Below are 16,413 nucleotides of genomic sequence, written 5' to 3'. Positions count from 1 at the left end.
CGCCCGCGGGTCGAACCGGGGTCCGTCGGGATCGCGGACCGGCGCACCGGCATCGACCGGCGCCTCCAGGTCGTCGCCAAGGGCCGCGCCGAGCGCCGTCTCATAGCCCCTGTCGACCCGCAGGGATTCGATGACGCCCGGAAACAGGCCCGCATCGCCCGCATTGAGCAGTTTGGCGATCGTGCGCGCCTCCGCCTCAAGGGCGGCCAGCGCGTTGCGCGCATCGGCCAGGTCCGGTTGCACGCACGCCTGCGCCGCGCGCACCGCCTGGGCGGCCCGTTCGGCCTCGGCGGCCCGGCGCTCGGCGGCGGCGACGTCGGCGTCCGCGCCCTCGACCGCCGCCTGCCTTTCGGCCGGATCGACCAGCGCGGCGATCCGTTCGGCGATCCCTGCGCGTTCCGCCTCGGCCCGTGCGCGGTCGCGTTCGAGCCGGTCGCAGCGCCCGGCCGTCTCGCCGATGCGTCGTTCGAGCTGGGTCCGCAATGCCGCGGTCTCCGCGCGCGTCTCGGTGGCACGCGCCAATTGCGTTTCGCTCCGTTCGAGCGCCTGGCGCGCCGTTTCCAGCTTTTGCGCCAGCGCGTCCTCGCGCGCGCCCTCGCCCTCTTCGGCGGCGACCAGTTCCGCCCTCTCCGCATCGAGCGCGGTGACCATCTGCGCATTGTCCTCGGTCAGCCGCTTCTCGCGGGCCAGGTCGGCGGCAAGCTGGTCAAGGCGCTGTTCATATTCGCGCTTGCGCGCGGCCAGGCGCTCGACCTCGGCATCGAGCTGGTCGCGGGCGATGGTCAGGCGCTGCAAGCCCGCCGCCGCCTCGGCCTCGGCCTCGCGCAGACCCGGCAGCGCCTTGTGGGCGATCGCCTGCGTCCGCGCGGCTTCCATCTGTTCCCGCGCCTGCTCGGCCACTCGCCCGGTCGCGGTCGAAAGGGTCGATTGCGTCTCCGCCTCGACGGCTTTCGCCTGCACCCAGCGCAAATGCAAAAGCGTCGCCTCGGCGGCGCGAATGTCGCGCGACAGCGTCCGGAAACGGTTGGCCTGCCGCGCCTGGCGCTTGAGGCTCTCGATCCGGCTTTCGAGTTCGGCGACCACGTCGTCGAGCCGGTCCAGATTGCTTTCGGCGGCGCGCAGGCGCAGTTCCGCCTCGTGCCGGCGCGAGTGAAGGCCCGAGATGCCGGCCGCTTCCTCAAGCAGAGCGCGGCGGGCCTGCGGCCTGGCCTGGATCAGTTCGCCGATCCGGCCCTGGCCGACCATGGAGGGCGAGCGGGCGCCGGTCGACTGGTCGGCGAACAGAAGCTGCACGTCGCGGGCGCGCGCGTCGCGGCCGTTGATCTTATAGGCCGAGCCTGCCTCGCGCTCGATGCGGCGCGTGACCTGCAGCTTGTCGTGCTCGTTGAAGGCGGCGGGCGCGGTGCGGTCGGCATTGTCGAGGAACAGCGAGACCTCGGCCATGTTGCGCGAGGGCCGGGTGGCCGAACCCGAGAAGATGACATCGTCCATGCCCGAGGCGCGCATATTCTTGTACGAGCTTTCGCCCATCACCCAGCGCAACGCTTCGACAAGGTTGGACTTGCCGCAGCCATTGGGGCCGACAATGCCGGTCAACCCCCCCTCGATGATGAATTCGGCGGGTTCGACGAAGCTCTTGAACCCGATCAGGCGCAGTTTCTCAAAGCGCATGGCGGGGGCCCGCGCCATGCCGGTCCGGCCACGCCCGAAAGCGGTCAGAGCAGCGGATCGATGATGGCCGACATTTGTTCAACCGAGAGCGCTCCGGTGTACTTGCCGCCATTGATGAAGAAGGTCGGGGTCGCGTTGACGCCGAACTCCTCTGCCCCGCGCTGGCGGACGGCATTGACATCGTTCAGAAGTTGCTGATCGGTCAAGCAGGCCTCGAAGCTCTCTTGTGTAAAACCGGCGAGCCTTGCGATGTTTTCGAGCGGTATGCGCGCATTTTCCGCGCGTGCCCATGTGCCGTGCTGTTCGAACAGCACATCGATCATCGGGAAATAGCCGTCATTGGGCGCGCAGCGCGCCAGCATGAAGGCCGCTGCCGCGCGCGCGTCGGACGGGAATTCGCGGATGACCGCGTAGAGCCTGCCGGTCTCGATGTATTTCTCCTTGAGCACCGGCCAGGTATCGTTGTGGAAGCTGGCGCAATAGCCGCAGGTCATCGAGGCGTACTCGACCATCCTGACCGGCGCGTTCGGGTCGCCCTTGGCCATCTCCGGCAGCGGACCGGGCTCAAGCAGGCTGTCCATGTCGACCCGGCCCTCGGCCGCGGGGGCGGCCTGCGCGCGCGCGCGCCGGTCGAGCGCGGTCAAGGCCAGGGGCGCGCCGGCCAGGGCAAGGAGCGCGGAGCGGCGGGTCGGAAGCGGCGTGTCGGCCATCGAACATCTCCAAGGGTTGATCGTTTCGCTCCCTATAGCAGCGCCGCGAATCGGGTGCCAACATGGCGCATCGCGAAACGGCGGCGCGCGCGCGATAACATATGCGTGACCCGCCTCGACCGCCACCACGGATTGGCTGTGGATGAGGGCCGGCGCGCCCGCCCGCATCGGTGACAGGCGGCCGCTTGCCGCCCAAACTGGGACGAGGTTTCAACGCCCCGACATCGATCGGAACAGCATGACCGACATCAAGCTTCACGAGAGCTGGCTGGCGCCGCTCCAGGGCGAGTTCGACAGCCCCTATATGGCCGAACTGAAGCGCTTCCTCGTCGCCGAGAAGGCGGCGGGCAAGCGCATCTTCCCGCCCGGCGGCGAATGGTTCCACGCGCTCGATGCGACACCGCTCGACCGCGTGCGCGTGGTGATCCTGGGCCAGGATCCCTATCACGGACCGGGACAGGCCCATGGATTGTGCTTTTCGGTGCGGCCGGGCGTGCGCATTCCGCCCTCGCTCGTCAACATCTACACCGAACTTGAGACCGATTTGGGGATCGCGCCGGCCGGGCACGGCAATCTGGAGCACTGGGCGCGGCAGGGCATCTTGCTGCTCAACTCGGTTCTGACCGTGCAGGCGCACCAGGCCGCCTCGCACCGCGGGCGCGGCTGGGAACGCTTCACCGACGCGGTGATCCGGCTGGTCGATGCGCGGCAGACGCCGGCCGTCTTCATCCTTTGGGGCAGTTATGCGCAGAAGAAGGCGGCGTTCGTCGATCGGTCCAGACATCTGGCGCTGACGGCGCCGCACCCATCGCCGCTCTCGGCGCATAACGGGTTCTTCGGCTCCCGGCCGTTCTCGCGGACCAATGCCTTCCTGCAGGAAAGGGGATTGACGCCGATCGACTGGAGGCTGCCGGAGCCGGCACGGGGAGCCGGCCGGGCTTGATGCCGGCAAGACGGTCAATCGCGCGCGACATCCGCCACGGGCTCGACCTCTCTAAGCGCAGGTCATTTCAAGCGGATGCCATTTTGAGCGCATGCCATGGCGCCCGTTGGCGCCATGGCAGGATCAGCGGCCCGGTCCGGGGCTTCCCCAGCCGCCGCCATTGGCGGTGCGGATGTCGATCATGTCGCCGGGCTCGATCGCAAGGCCGCTGACGAAGGCGTAGCGCTCGGCCGTGCCGTCCGCGCGTGTCACGCCGAGCGCGTTGGCGCCGCCCGCCTCGCCTCCGCTCGACCCCCAGACGGGCACGCGGTTGCGGCTGTAGCCCGCCGACAGGATGGCGCGGCCGCGCGGCCGGTAGCGCACCTGAAGGCCCTTGCCGCCGCGGTGCAGGCCCGCGCCCTCGGCGGCTTCGCTGAGCCGCCTGTGCTCGACATCGATCCCGTAGCGCGCCTCGCAGATTTCTGCGGGGCAGTTGAACGTCTCGCCGTGGCTCGCCGAATACATCGCATCGAGCCCGTCCCTTTCGGCCGTCGCGCCCCAGCCGCCCATCTGCGGCTCCACCATCGTGTATCGGCGGCCGGTATCGGGATGGTCGCCGGCAATGACGGTGCCGCAGATCGAGCCGAAATGGCCGGCCGGCAGGCGCTCGGGCAGGGCGCGCGCCATGCATTGCCACAGCATGTCGTAGAGCCGGATGCGGGTTTCGAAATAATAGCCGTGCGGCGCGGTGCCGGTGGCGTGAAAGATCGTGCCCGGCTCGGTGATGACTTCGAGCGGGCGGAACGACCCCGCATTGGCGGCGAGCGTCGGATCGGTTAGCGCGCGGAAGATCATCTGCGAGGAGATCACCGCGCCGTCGCGGCTGGTGTTGTGCGGCGCATCGCGCTGGGCCGGATTGCCGGTCAGATCGACGGTGAAGCGGTCCGGCCGCACGCGAACGCGCGCGCGCCACAGCGCGCCGTCGTCCTGCTCCTCGGTGATCGCATATTCACCCTGGGGCAGGGCCGCCAGCCCGTCCCGCGCGCGCCGTTCGCCTTCGGCGAAAAGGCCGGCGAGCGCGTCCTGGAACGTGTCGATGCCGTAGCCCTCAGCGAGCGCGGCAATGCGCGTCGCCGCGCGGCGGCCGGCGGCGATCTGCGCCCAAAGATCGCCGCGCACGAAGTCTGGCAGGCGCGAATTGGCGGCGATGATGTCGAACACCGGCTCGACCGGCGCGCCACCCGAAAACAGCCGTATGGCGGGCAGGCGCAGCCCTTCCTGGAAGATCTCGGTCGCCGCGGTCGACATGGACCCCGGCGTCATGCCGCCGACATCGTTCCAGTGGGCGATCGAGGCGGCCCAGGCGATCGGCCGGCCGCGCGCGAAGACCGGCATGGCGATCACCACGTCGTTGAGGTGGGTGACGCCGCCATGGGCGGGATCGTTGGTGATGAAGACGTCGCCTTCGCGCACCGCCTCGATCCCTTCGAGCGCGACGATGCGCCTGACCGCCTTGTCCAGAACGCCGACGAACGTGGGGATGCCCGCGCCCGAGGAGACAAGTTCCCCGCGCGCATCCGTGATGCCGGTGCCGACATCGAGCACCTCGTAGATGATAGGGCTCATCGCCGCCTTCCTGAGAACGGCGAACATCTCGTCGGCGGCGGCGGCCAAGCCGGCCTGGATGACCGACAGGGTGATCGGGTCGGCGGCCATGTCAGGCGCTCGCGACGAACAGGTCGCGGGGCAGCTCGGACAGGATCTCCGGCCCGTCGGCGCGCAGGATGACGATCTCCTCAAGCCTGATGCCGAACCGTCCCGGCAGATAGATGCCCGGCTCGATCGAAAACACCATGCCCTCGTCGAGCACGGTTTCGGACACCGAGGTCAGATAGGGCGGCTCGTGCACCTCGATGCCAAGGCCGTGGCCGGTGCGGTGGACGAAATGCTCGCCATAGCCGGCCTCGGCGATGACGGTCCGGGCGGCGGTGTCGACCTCTTTCGCCTTGACGCCGGGCCTTGCCGCGGCGAGGGCGGCCTGAACGGCCCGCTCGACGACGGCATGAACGTCCAGATAGCCCTCCGGCGGCGTGCCCAGCACGGCCATGCGCGTCATGTCGGAGGGAAAGCCGTCCCTTTGCGCGCCGATATCGATGACGACGGCGTCGCCCCGGGCAAGCGATCGGTCGCCCGTCGCATGGTGCGGAAAGGCGCCGTTCGGACCCGCGCCGACGATCATGAAGATCGGCCTTGCGCCCTCGGCCGCAAATTGCGCGGCGACGGCATCGGCGACGCCGGTCTCGGTGATGCCGGGCCCGAGCGCGGCGAAAGCGGCGCGCATGGCGCGGTCGTTGACGAGGGCGTTCCGCTTGAGGAGGGCATATTCACCATCGTCCTTGCGCATGCGCAGGGCGCCGACCGTCTCGCCGGTGAAGGCGGGCGACGCGGCCGGCAGGGCGTCGAGCACGAGCAGGGCGAAGTCGGCGCGCATGGTCTCGTCGAGCACCACGGATTTGGCGCCGACCGCGCCGACATCGGCAAGCGCGCCCGCAAGGGCCGCGCCGGGGCCATCGGCATCGGACCATTCATGGAACGCAAGATCGACATGTTCGCGCGCGCCCTCTGCATTGAGCGCGGGCATCACCATGGCTTCGCCGGCCGCACCGACGAGCAGCAGGCAGGGCCGCTCGTCCGCATGGGGGTGGTAGCCGAGCAGCCAATGCATGTGCGCGCCCGGGCCGAGCGCGACGAGATCGGCGTCCTTGTCCGCCATGCGCTGGCGCAGCGCGCCAAGGCGCGCCTTTGTCTGTGGGCTTGGCATTTTCGGTCCTTTCGGTTTCGTTCAGGCGGCCAGCGGCGCTGCGGCCGGATCGGCCTCGACAATGATCCGGTTGCCGAAGGCCTCGCCCTCGTCAAAACCGCCGAAACGGGCGATCTCCTCTTCGGGCGGGGCTTCGCAGGACCATTTGCGGCTCGGCACCCAGCCGCACTGACGCTTGAGCAGCGCGGCATATTCGGCCCGCTTGAGCGCCGCCGTCGACGGATCGATCACCGGAATGCCCAGCGTCTTCTGCAATTGGGCATGAAAGCCGACTTCCAGCGTGCAGCCTAGGATGATCGCCTCGGCATGGTCGTCCTCGACCGCCCTGCGTCCGGCCTCGACCAGCCTGCCCTCGGTGACGCGATGGTCCTTCTGGAAATCGTTGACGCCCAGTTCGACATGGTAGAAGCCGCTCAGCCGTTCGCCATGGCCATGTTCGCGGACCGCCCGATGCATCTGGTTCACCCATTTGCGCCGTCCGACGATGATGCCGAAACGGTTGGAGAGGCTGGCGGCGATCTCGCAGGAGGCCATGCACGGCGCGGTGACGATCATCTCGCCGGAAATCTCCCGCGCATCGTGCAGGGCGGTGTCGTAGAAGCAGCCGATGGCCAGCGCGTCGAACCCCTCGCGGGCCGCCGCGCGCGTCGCGCGGATGATGCCGCGCGTGACGATCGCCTCGTAGGAACGGAATTCGATATGAGTGAAGGCGCCGTCATCGCAGGGCAGCGAGGTGACATGCACCTCGGTGCCCGGCAGTTTCGCCTCCCGTGCCATCTCGGCGAAGATGGGGTCGTCGGCGCCGCCATTGGCGACCGGGCTCAGATACATGATCCTGAGGGGTTGGGCCATCGTCGTTCCTCCGTCTTTCGTTCAAACCGAAACGCCATAGACCGCGCGGGCGCGCTCGGGCGTGACGAGCCCGTTCCTGACGTCGCGGCGCACCGCATCGGGGTCGCGCTTTTTCGGATCGCCCAGCCCGCCGCCATTGCCGGTCACGACGCGGATCACGTCATCGGCGCGGGTGGTCAGGCCGGAGACGAAGGCAAAGCGCTGCGGCTCGCCGTCCCTTGGCCGATATTCGACATAGTTGGGCGAGCCTTCCGCGGCGCCGTCGAGCGACCAGGCGGGGAACTTGGAGCGCGTGTAGCCGGCGGTCAGGAAGCCGTTGTCGGCACGCACGCGATAGTCCATCACGATGCCGCGCCCGCCCGTTCGCTCGCCTTCGCCGCCCGGTTCCAGGTTGAGCGCCATCTGGTCGACGAACAGCCCGTTGCGCGCCTCGTTGATCTCGGCGGGGCAATTGTAGGTTTCGCCGTGAAAGCCGCAGAAGATGGCGCTGTTGCCGTCGGCCTGCCGGCTGGCGCCCCAGCCGCCGAGCTGCGGCTCGATGATGGTGTATTGCCGACCCGTGTCGGGGTGGATGCCGCCGATGAAGGTGCCGCACACCGAGGCGAAATGGCCGGCCGCCAGCCGGTCGGGCATGTGCGGGGCAAGGCACCGCCACATAATGTCGTAAACCCGCAGCTCGATCTCGTAGTAGAAGCCGATGGGCGCGGGCTCGGAGGCGTGGAAGACCGAGCCCTCCCGCGTCAGCAGGCCGATGGGGCGGAACGAGCCGCCGTTTGCCGGCGAATAGGGATCGGTCAGCGACTTGAAGATCATCTGGGCGGCGACCATGACGCCGTCGCGGCTGGTGTTGACCGGGTTCGGCGACTGGTCGGGATTGTCGCGCAGATCGACGGTGAAGCTGTCGTCGGTTATCGTGATCTTGACGTTGAAGATACGGCCGTCGTCCTGTTCCTCGGACAGTTCGAACGTGCCCTTTGGCAAATTGGCCAGTTCGGCGCGCGAGACCTTTTCGCCATAGTCCATGAAATGATCCATGGCGGTCTTGAAGGTCGGCGTGCCGTATTTTGCCGCGATCTCCTCCAGGCGCTTGGCGCCGATGCGCGCCGATGCGATCGCCGCCCACACATCGCCCTCCAAGACGTCGGGCATGCGCGAATTGACCTTGACGATGTCGAAGACCGGCTTGATCGGCTCGCCCTCGGCGATCAATCTGACGGCCGGCAGGCGCAGGCCCTCCTGGAAGATCTCGGTCGCATCGCCCGACAGCGATCCCGGCGCCATGCCGCCGACATCGGAATTGTGGGCGATGTTGGCGGTCCAGGCGATCAGTTCGCCGTCCGCGAAGACCGGCATGGCGACGACGATGTCGTTGAGGTGGGTGACGCCGCCATGATAGGGATCGTTGGTGGCGAACACGTCGCCCGGCCTGACCGTGCCGTCATATTTGGCCGCGATCACCTTGACCGCCTTGTCGAGCACGCCGATGAAGGCGGGGATGCCGGCGCCCGAGCAGGCGATCTCGCCTTCGGCGTCGAGAATGCCCGTGCCCATGTCGAGGACCTCGTAGATGATCGAGCTCATCGCGGTCTTCCTCATCGCCGCGAACATCTCGTCGGCCGCCGATTGCAGCGAATTCTGGATGATTTCCAGCGTGATGGGATCGTTGGCCGTCATGCCGTATCTCCTCCTCCGGTATCGATGACGATGTTGCGGTAGCCGTCCATGGTCGCCCGGCTGCCCGGATGGATGACGATGGTCGTGCCCGGATCCTCGACGATGGCCGGTCCCTCGAACACCATGCCGGGCCGGAGCTTTCCGCCATCATAGATGATGGCCTCGTGCACTCCTTCGAGCGCATAGTCGACCCGTCGCGCGCCCTTGACGGCGGCGCTCGGATCGTCCTCGCCCAGCGGCCGTTCGGTCATGGTCGGCTTGCGGACCTCGGCCGAGGCGACCAGATGGATGCCGACCATCTCGACCGGCGCGTCGAGCCGGTAGGTGTATTCGCGCTCATAGGTCTCGTGGAACGCCGCCTCGATCGCCGCGACGCGCTCGGGCGTGATCGCGCCTTCGTCGAGCAGCACCTCGGTGGTGTGCTCCTGGTTCTGGTAGCGGAATTTTCCGAACCGCAGGAACCTCACCTTCTCATCGGTGACGCCCTCGGCCTCGAACTGCTTTCGGGCGTCCGCCTCGGTGTCGGCGAACAAGGTCTCGATGGAGGCGGCATTGTCCGGCACCAGATCGGCCAGGCTGGTGACGAAATAGTCGCGGCGAAGGTCGGACATCATCATGCCCCAGGCCGAGAAGACGGCAGCGCCGGCGGGCACGACGACGCGTCCGACGCCCAGTTCCCGAGCCAGCGCCACCGCGTGCATCGCCCCGCCACCGCCGAAGGCGACCAGCGTGAAGTCGCGCGGATCGAACCCACGGTTGAGCGAGACCAGCTTGAGCGCGTTGACCATATTGTTGTTGGCGATGCGGATGATGCCGCGCGCCGCTTCGTCGGCGTCGACGCCAAGCCTGTCGCCGACCGCCCTGATCGCCGTTTCGGCGGACTGCATGTCGGCATCGATCTCGCCGCCGCAGAAATAGTCGCGATTGATGCGGCCGAGCCAGAGATTGGCGTCGGTCGTCGTCGCTTCGGTGCCGCCGCGCCCATAGGCGGCCGGCCCCGGCTGGGCGCCCGCCGATTGCGGGCCGACATGCAGCTTGCCGTAGTCGTCGACCCAGGCGATCGAGCCGCCGCCATTGCCGATCTCGACCAGATCGACAACGGGCACCATGACCGGATAGCCCGCCGATGTCCGGTCGCGTTCGATCCAGTAGTCGGTCATGATCTTGATCTGGCCATGCTCGATCAGCGAGCACTTGGCGGTGGTCCCACCGATGTCGAGCGCGAGCACGTTGGGCTCGCCGATCAGCTTGCCGAGTTCGGCCGCGCCCCAGAAGCCCGATGCGGGCCCGGATTCGACCATGGTGATCGGAATGCGCGAGACCGCTTGCAGCGAATCGACGCCGCAATTGGACTGCATGATGTAGGGGCTGCCGGAAAAGCCCTTTGATCTCAGGCCCTTATCGAGCCGGCTCAGATAGCGCTCGGCGACGGGCTGCACATAGGCCGACAGAACGGCCGTGTTGGTGCGCTCATATTCGCGCCATTCGCGGGTGATCTGGTGCGAGGCGACGGCCGACGCCTCCGGCCAGAGCTTGCGCACCGCGTCGAGCACTGCCTTTTCATGCGCCGGATTGGCGTAGGAATGCAGAAAACAGATGGCGACCGCCTCGACGCCCTCGGCGCGGAAATCGTCGAGGATCGCCGGCAGGCCGGACATATCGAGGGCGCTGCGCTCCTCGCCCTTGTAGGTCATGCGGCCGGGCAGTTCGCGGCGCAGATAGCGCGGCACGAAGGGTTCGGGCTTGCGGTAGTGCAGGTTGAAGAAGTCGGGCCGGTTGCCGCGCGCGATCTCCAGCGTGTCGCGGAAGCCTCGGGTCGTGATCAGGCCGACCTTGACGCCCTTGCGCTCGGTCAGCGCGTTGATCACGACCGTGGTGCCATGGGCGAGAAAGTCGATCGCCGACGGATCGACGCCCCCCTTTTCGAGCACGTTCAGCACGCCCTGTTCGAAATCGGGCGGTGTGGTGTCCGACTTGGCGGTGCGGATATGGGCCTCGCCGGTCGCTTCGTCGGTCTCGAAGACGACCAGATCGGTAAAGGTTCCGCCGACATCTGTGGCAACGCGGGTGGTCTTCGTCGGCATGGTCAGGCTCCCCTTGCGGACAGGTGATCGTTGAGCAGGAAGGCGGCGGCGCCGGGCAGGCGCAGCGCTTCGGCGGCGGCGATGCGGTTCGGCGTGTAGTGGCCGGCGCGGTCGAGGCAGTTGATCGTGCCCAGGACTTCGCCACCGATGACGACCGGCACGTTCATCACCGCTTCGCAGCCGAGCGCGGCGATCAGCTCATGATCGCCGAAGACCTCGGCAATGCCGTCAATGTCGTTGGCGACGAAGGTGCGGTGGCCGTCGAGCACATGGGCCGTCCAGCGGGTCTGGTTGACCGGCTTGGTGCCCTGTTCGGGATAGGCGTCGGGCATGTTCGAATAGATGCGCCGTGCCTCGCGCGTTGCCGCATCGAACGTCATCAGCGTGAAAAGGCGCGCGCCGATCGTGTTTCGGGCGAGCGCGCAGAGCGCGTCGAAGACATTGCGGGGCTGGTCGCCCGATGCCGCAAGCGCCGCGGCGAAAGGGTGCAGGTCGGTCAAGACGCGTCCTCTTCGATGTCGGCGGCGAGCCTGTCCCGCAGCGCCAGTTCCTGTTCGGTGACGACGGGCACGGCGCTGATCAGCCGTCGCGTGTAGGCTTGCCGCGGGTTCGAGAAGATCGCCTCGGTCGCGCCGATCTCGACCATCCGCCCCTGCTCGAACACCGCGATCCGGTCGGCGATGTTGCGCACGACCGAAAGATCGTGGGTGATGAACAGATAGGTGAGGCCGCGTTCGGCGCGCAGCGTGTCAAGAAGCCTGAGCACGCGCGCCTGAACCAGCACGTCGAGCGCCGAGGTCGGCTCGTCGAGCACCACCACCCGCGATTGGCAGGCGAGCGCGCGGGCGATGGCGACCCGTTGTCTTTGCCCGCCCGAAAGGGCGGCGGGCGGGCGCCGGGCGAGGTCCGCCGGCAGGCCCACCTCCTCAAGCAGGGCGCCGACCATGCCGGCACGCGCGCCGGGCGCGCCGATCCCGTGCACGTCGAGCGCCAGCCGGACCGTCGCGCCGATGGAGCGCTTGGGGTTGAGCGAGGACAGCGGGTTCTGCTGGACGAGCTGGATCGCCTGGCGATGCGCCGGCCTGCGCCGCGCTGGCAGGGTCTCGCCTTCGAGCACGATCTCGCCGGACGTCGGCGGATAGATGCCCAGCACCATGTTGGCGAGCGTCGACTTGCCCGACCCGGATTCGCCGACGATCGCCAGGCATTCGCCTTGCGCGACGGCGAAGCTGACCGACTGCACCGCCCGCACGGCGCGCGCGCCCGCCCCGAAGGTCTTGGAGACCTGCCGCATGTCCAGGATCGGCGCGCTCATGCCGATGCTCCGTGATCGATCAGGGGCGCGGCGAAGTCCGGCGACGCCTCGGCGATGTCCGGGATGCCGCCGCCGGTCAGGTGCGGCACGGCCGCCATCAGCGCGCGGGTGTAGGGGTGGCGCGGATCGGCGAAGACGGCGCCCGTCGGCCCCCGCTCGACGATGCGGCCCTTGTAGATGACGTACAGGCGGTCGGCGAATTCGCGCACCACGCCCAGATTGTGCGAGATGAACAGCACCGCCGTACGGTGCTCGGCGACGAGCCGCCGCATCAGATGCAGCGTCTGCGCCTGCACGGTGACGTCGAGCGCGGTGCCCGGCTCGTCGGCGATCAGCAAAGCGGGCTCGTTGGCCAGCGCCATGGCGATCATCACCCGCTGGTTCATGCCGCCCGAAAGCTGGAACGGGAACGCATCGAGCACGCGGCCGGCGTCGTGGATCGACACTTCGGCCAGAATGGCGGCGGCGCGGTCATCGGCGTCCGCGCGCCCGATGCCGGGCGCGGCGCGGCGCAGCACGTCGCGGAACTGGTCGCCGATGCGGAACACCGGATTGAGCGAGGATGTCGGGTCCTGGAAGATCATCGACATCTTCGTGCCGCGCAGCGCGTGGCGCGCGGCCGGCGTCAGCGTTCCAAGATCGGTGCCCTCGAACAGGACGCGCCCCCCAATGCGCGCCGCGCGCAGCTCCTGCAAAAGGCCCAGCACGATGCGCGCGGTGACCGACTTGCCCGAACCGCTCTCGCCGACAAGGGCGACGCGTTCGCCGGGCCGGACATCGAGCGAGATGCCGTGCAGCACCTGTGTCGGTCCGGCATGGCCCCTGAAGGCCAGCCGCAAATCCTCGATGGCGAGCGTCGGCGCGGTCACTGGTCCGCTCCCAGAATGTCGCGCAGCGCGTCGCCGACGAGGTTGAAGCCGAACACCGCGACCAGGATGGCAAGGCCGGGAAAAACGGTCAGCCACCAACTGTCGGGCAGGTAGGTGGCGCCGGCGGCGACCATGGACCCCAGGTCCGGCGTCGGTGGCTGCACGCCCAGACCCAGGAACGACAGCGACGACACGATCAGGATGACGAAGCCCATGTCGAGCGTCATCTTGGTGATGATCGCCGGCACGCAATTGGGCAGGATCTCGCGGAAGATGACGTGTCCCCTGGACGCGCCGATCACCTCGGCGGCGAGCACATAGCCTTCCTCGCGCTCGCCGCGTGTGATGTTGTAGACGAGCCGCGCATACCACGGCCACCACATCGCGGTGACCGCCAGCATGCCGTTGGTCAGCGTCGGTTCCAGCACGCCCATGATCGACATCGCCAGCACCAGCGGCGGGATCGACAGGAAGACGTCGGTCAGCCGCATCAGGACATATTCGGTCCAGCCGCCCAGATAGCCGGCGACCAGCCCGACGGTGACGCCGACCGGCACGGCGATCGCCAGCACCGTCACGCCCAGGATCAGCGAGATGCGATAGGCATAGACGATGCGGCTGAACAGGTCGCGGCCGACCAGGTCGGTGCCGAAGATGTAGGGCCATTGCGGCGGCTGGTTGAAGTTGGCGAAGTCGACCACCGCGCCGCGATGGTCGGGGAACGGCACGATGAAATCGGCGAACACCGCCGCCAGCACGACGAGCGCGATCAGCACCAGGCCGACGAGCGACAGCGGGTTGGCCATCAGGATCGAGAGCGTCCGTCTCATGCCGGCCTCTGCGAATGGCGGATGCGCGGATTGATGAAGGCGATCAGAAGGTCGACGATGATGTTGACGATCAGGAAGGTCGCCGAGATGACCAGCACGGTGCCGACGATGGCGTTGAGATCCTTGCGCAGGATCACCTGCACGCCGTAGCGCGACAGGCCCGGCCAGGCGAAGATCGCCTCGACCAGAAAGGCGTTGCCGAGCATCGCGGCGAAATCGAGCCCGATGATCGTCAGCGAGGGGATCAGCGAGGGCTTGAAGGCGTAGCGGTTGGCGATGCGCCGCTCCGAAAAGCCGTAGGCGCGCGCCATTTCGATATAGGGCCGGTCATAGGTCTCGACCATGTTGGCGCGGGTCAGCCGCGCGGCCTGGCCGATCCCGGACAAGGCCAGCGCGAAGGCGGGCAGGGCGATGTGCCATGCGGCATCGGCAAAGGCGCGAAGATTGCCGGCGACCAGCGTGTCGACCAGCAGGAACCCGGTGACGGGATCGATGGCGAATTCGGTCGAGATGCGGCCGGCGATCGGAAACAGCGGCAGGTAGAAGGCAAACAGCAGCATCAGGATCACCGCCCAGACGAAACTGGGCGCCGAGACGCCGAGCAGCGCGATCAGGCGGATCAGATTGTCGGCCCACCTGCCGCGATAGCGCGCCGACCAGATGCCGAGCGGAAGGCCGAAGACGACCATCATCAGGCCCGCGACCAGCACCAGTTCGAGCGTTGCGGGCAGAAATTGCGCGATGTCCGCGGTGACCGGGCGGTTGGTGTAGAGCGACAGGCCCAGATCGCCGCGCAAAACGTCGGCGACGAAGTAGCCATACTGGACGAGGATCGGTTCATCGAGATGCAAATCGGCGCGCAGGTCGGCGACCTGCTCGGGCGTCGCGTTCGGCCCGAGCGCGATCCGCGCCGGGTCGCCGGGGATCACCCGCGCGATGACGAAGATCAGAATCGAGACGCCGACCAGGACGATCAGCGCCATCGCCAGGCGCTTGGCGAGCAGGTTGAGGACGGCATGCATTCGGCAAACCTCGGGCGGGGCGGGGCGGCGGCAGGTCGCCGCCCGCGCCGATCGTGTCAGTCGGCCACTTCCATCAGCCGGAAGGAAAAGCCCATGCCGTCGAGACCGAAGGCGAATTCCGGATCGGTCAGCGCCGGCGCGGTCACCCGCGCGCTGGCCGCGAACACCGATTGCCGGTCATAGCCGTATATGGTCGGCATGATCTCCATCAGCCGGTCGTTCAGCGCGGCATAGGCCTTCTGGCGCGCCTGCGGCGTCTCGGCGGTCCGGCCGGCTTCGAGCAGGCGGTCCACCTCGGCGTCGTCGAGATATTCCGGCGACTGCCATGTTCCGGCGGCCGAGGCGTGATACTGGCCGAACAGCAGCGTATCGGGATCGCCGGTCACCGCGTTGACGAAGAGCTGCGACAGGTGCGGCGTGTTCTCGGGCGAGGAGACCTGCTCGGAGAACAGCGCCCAGGGCAGGCGGATGATTTCGGAATCGATGCCCAGTTCGGCGAAGTTGGCCTGCATGAGCAGCGCGAACCGCTCCTCGATCGGCACCTCGGCGATCCAGGAAATCTCCAGCGTGAAATCGTCCGGCCCGTACCGGCAGTCGGCGAAATATGCCCTGGCGGCCTCCAGATCGCGCGACAAGGCCTGGTCGGGCGGATTTGCGCCGAACATGCCGACGGGAATGGCGCCAGTCGACGGTGTGCCCTGGGCGACGTCTTCGGTGATCGCGGTCATCCGGAGCGCGGCCTCGTAGTCGAACGCATGGGCGAGCGCCAACCGGCAATTGATGTCGTCGAGCGGCGGCTTGGTGGTGTTCATCTTGACGTAGAACGCGCCCGTGCCGCTTTCGGTGAACAGTTGCGCGCCGCCGCCATGCAGCGCGCGGATCACCTCCGGCGGCAGCCATTGCGAGGCGATGTCGTGTTCGCCCTGGGCGATCAGCGTGCGCACGGTCGCCGCCTCCAGGCTGTAGCGCAGGCGCACCGTGTCGGGCGCGGCCTCGGGCACGCCCAGGAAATAGTCGGCGTTCATCTGCATGACCGTCTCTTCCTGGGGATTGTGCGAGACGACCCTGTAGGCGCCGGTGCCGGCCGAGTTGGCGGACAGATAGGCCGAGCCCCAGTCGCCCATCTCGCCATCGCCTTCGCCCAGATTGTCCATCACCGCCTGCCTGTCGACGATCGGCAGGCGCACCAGGGCGGCGATGAACGGCGCGTAGGGCTGTGACAGGGTGAAGCGGACCGTGTGCGCGTCAACCGCCTCGGCGCCCTCGACGTCGCCGAACAGATAGGACAGCCCCTGGCCGAGCGCGTTCATGCGATCGAGCGAGAAGACCACGTCCTTTGCGGTCATCGGATTGCCGCTGTGAAAGGTGACGTCGTCGCGCAGCCTGAAGGTGAAGCTGTTGCCGTCCTGCTCCCAGCTTTCGGCCAGGTGCGGCTGGTGGCCCGGTCCGCCCTGATTGGGGATGACGAGCGTGTCGTAGACGTTGAACATGAGGATCGAGTCCGCATAGTCGGACGCCTTGCCCGGATCGAGCTCGCCGACGGCGACTTCGTCGAGCCGCAACACGCCGCCCGCTTGGCCGGGGTTCAATCCGCTGGCCATGGTTGTTGCGGCAAGCAGCGCCGCTGCGAGTGATTTGGTCAT

Annotated in this window: 14 protein-coding genes; 1 reads left to right on the top strand and 13 read right to left on the bottom strand. The window is 67.9% G+C overall.

All coding sequences use genetic code 11. The annotated features are described in order from the left end of the window. Both AC5E6L_RS01555 and AC5E6L_RS01550 read right to left on the bottom strand, forming a co-directional pair. The coding region (locus AC5E6L_RS01555; protein WP_491770783.1) for a chromosome segregation SMC family protein at positions 1-1,671 on the bottom strand (1,671 nt) is incomplete at its 3' end. Positions 1,672-1,715: 44 nt separating this feature from the next. Beyond that, the gene (locus tag AC5E6L_RS01550; RefSeq protein WP_491228792.1) at positions 1,716-2,381 is read right to left on the bottom strand and encodes a DsbA family protein; all 666 of its coding nucleotides are present in this window, start codon (positions 2,379-2,381) and stop codon (positions 1,716-1,718) included. Positions 2,382-2,619: 238 nt separating this feature from the next. Here AC5E6L_RS01550 and ung point away from each other — a divergent pair, with 238 nt between their 5' ends. Next, the gene (gene ung, locus AC5E6L_RS01545; protein ID WP_491228793.1) at positions 2,620-3,324 is read left to right on the top strand and encodes a uracil-DNA glycosylase; all 705 of its coding nucleotides are present in this window, start codon (positions 2,620-2,622) and stop codon (positions 3,322-3,324) included. 123 nt (positions 3,325-3,447) lie between these two features. Here the strand turns inward: ung and AC5E6L_RS01540 are convergent, their stop codons facing one another. From AC5E6L_RS01540 to AC5E6L_RS01490, 11 genes are read right to left on the bottom strand one after another with little or no spacing between them, the layout of a single operon-like run. Further along, complete coding sequence (locus tag AC5E6L_RS01540; RefSeq protein WP_491770780.1) at positions 3,448-5,019, bottom strand: hydantoinase B/oxoprolinase family protein; 1,572 nt, start codon at positions 5,017-5,019, stop codon at positions 3,448-3,450. Position 5,020: 1 nt separating this feature from the next. Continuing rightward, entirely contained in the window at positions 5,021-6,124 is a 1,104-nt protein-coding gene (locus tag AC5E6L_RS01535) for a M24 family metallopeptidase (protein ID WP_491770778.1), read from the bottom strand. A 21-nt stretch (positions 6,125-6,145) separates the two neighbouring features. Beyond that, a complete protein-coding gene (locus AC5E6L_RS01530) occupies positions 6,146-6,976 on the bottom strand; it encodes an aspartate/glutamate racemase family protein (RefSeq protein WP_491770776.1) in 831 nt (276 codons plus the stop codon). 21 nt (positions 6,977-6,997) lie between these two features. Then, positions 6,998-8,650 (bottom strand): hydantoinase B/oxoprolinase family protein, encoded by a 1,653-nt coding sequence (locus AC5E6L_RS01525; RefSeq protein WP_491770774.1) that lies wholly within the window; start codon positions 8,648-8,650, stop codon positions 6,998-7,000. Continuing rightward, entirely contained in the window at positions 8,647-10,734 is a 2,088-nt protein-coding gene (locus tag AC5E6L_RS01520) for a hydantoinase/oxoprolinase family protein (RefSeq protein WP_491770772.1), read from the bottom strand. The genes AC5E6L_RS01525 and AC5E6L_RS01520 overlap by 4 nt, the downstream gene beginning before the upstream one ends. Positions 10,735-10,736: 2 nt before the next feature. Further along, complete coding sequence (locus AC5E6L_RS01515) at positions 10,737-11,234, bottom strand: GAF domain-containing protein (RefSeq protein WP_491228800.1); 498 nt, start codon at positions 11,232-11,234, stop codon at positions 10,737-10,739. Continuing rightward, entirely contained in the window at positions 11,231-12,049 is an 819-nt protein-coding gene (locus tag AC5E6L_RS01510) for an ABC transporter ATP-binding protein (RefSeq protein WP_491228801.1), read from the bottom strand. Before AC5E6L_RS01510 ends, AC5E6L_RS01515 begins: the two co-directional genes overlap by 4 nt. Further along, positions 12,046-12,918, bottom strand: coding sequence for an ABC transporter ATP-binding protein (locus AC5E6L_RS01505; RefSeq protein WP_491228802.1), 873 nt, complete (start codon positions 12,916-12,918; stop codon positions 12,046-12,048). The genes AC5E6L_RS01510 and AC5E6L_RS01505 overlap by 4 nt, the downstream gene beginning before the upstream one ends. Beyond that, positions 12,915-13,748: an ABC transporter permease gene (locus AC5E6L_RS01500; RefSeq protein ID WP_491770769.1), complete on the bottom strand. Its 834-nt coding sequence runs from the start codon at positions 13,746-13,748 to the stop codon at positions 12,915-12,917. Before AC5E6L_RS01500 ends, AC5E6L_RS01505 begins: the two co-directional genes overlap by 4 nt. Further along, positions 13,745-14,770 carry an ABC transporter permease gene (locus AC5E6L_RS01495; protein WP_491229018.1) on the bottom strand — a complete coding sequence of 342 codons (1,026 nt, stop codon included), beginning with the start codon at positions 14,768-14,770 and terminating at the stop codon, positions 13,745-13,747. The genes AC5E6L_RS01500 and AC5E6L_RS01495 overlap by 4 nt, the downstream gene beginning before the upstream one ends. A 56-nt stretch (positions 14,771-14,826) precedes the next feature. Beyond that, complete coding sequence (locus AC5E6L_RS01490; RefSeq protein WP_491770766.1) at positions 14,827-16,413, bottom strand: ABC transporter substrate-binding protein; 1,587 nt, start codon at positions 16,411-16,413, stop codon at positions 14,827-14,829.

The sequence above is a fragment of the Roseitalea sp. genome, assembly GCF_984466335.1.
The sequence above is the reverse complement of the archived record's forward strand: the minus strand, read 5'-3'. Positions and strand labels throughout refer to the sequence as shown.

Excerpts from the sequence above, each read along its gene's own strand:
- AC5E6L_RS01525 (WP_491770774.1), bottom strand. The coding sequence starts at position 8,650 with ATGACGGCCAACGATCCCATCACGCTGGAAATCATCCAGAATTCGCTG.
- AC5E6L_RS01530 (WP_491770776.1), bottom strand. The coding sequence starts at position 6,976 with ATGGCCCAACCCCTCAGGATCATGTATCTGAGCCCGGTCGCCAATGGC.
- ung (WP_491228793.1), top strand. The coding sequence starts at position 2,620 with ATGACCGACATCAAGCTTCACGAGAGCTGGCTGGCGCCGCTCCAGGGC.
- AC5E6L_RS01540 (WP_491770780.1), bottom strand. The coding sequence starts at position 5,019 with ATGGCCGCCGACCCGATCACCCTGTCGGTCATCCAGGCCGGCTTGGCC.
- AC5E6L_RS01500 (WP_491770769.1), bottom strand. The coding sequence starts at position 13,748 with ATGAGACGGACGCTCTCGATCCTGATGGCCAACCCGCTGTCGCTCGTC.
- AC5E6L_RS01495 (WP_491229018.1), bottom strand. The coding sequence starts at position 14,770 with ATGCATGCCGTCCTCAACCTGCTCGCCAAGCGCCTGGCGATGGCGCTG.
- AC5E6L_RS01535 (WP_491770778.1), bottom strand. The coding sequence starts at position 6,124 with ATGCCAAGCCCACAGACAAAGGCGCGCCTTGGCGCGCTGCGCCAGCGC.
- AC5E6L_RS01510 (WP_491228801.1), bottom strand. The coding sequence starts at position 12,049 with ATGAGCGCGCCGATCCTGGACATGCGGCAGGTCTCCAAGACCTTCGGG.
- AC5E6L_RS01490 (WP_491770766.1), bottom strand. The coding sequence starts at position 16,413 with ATGACCAAATCACTCGCAGCGGCGCTGCTTGCCGCAACAACCATGGCC.
- AC5E6L_RS01520 (WP_491770772.1), bottom strand. The coding sequence starts at position 10,734 with ATGCCGACGAAGACCACCCGCGTTGCCACAGATGTCGGCGGAACCTTT.
- AC5E6L_RS01550 (WP_491228792.1), bottom strand. The coding sequence starts at position 2,381 with ATGGCCGACACGCCGCTTCCGACCCGCCGCTCCGCGCTCCTTGCCCTG.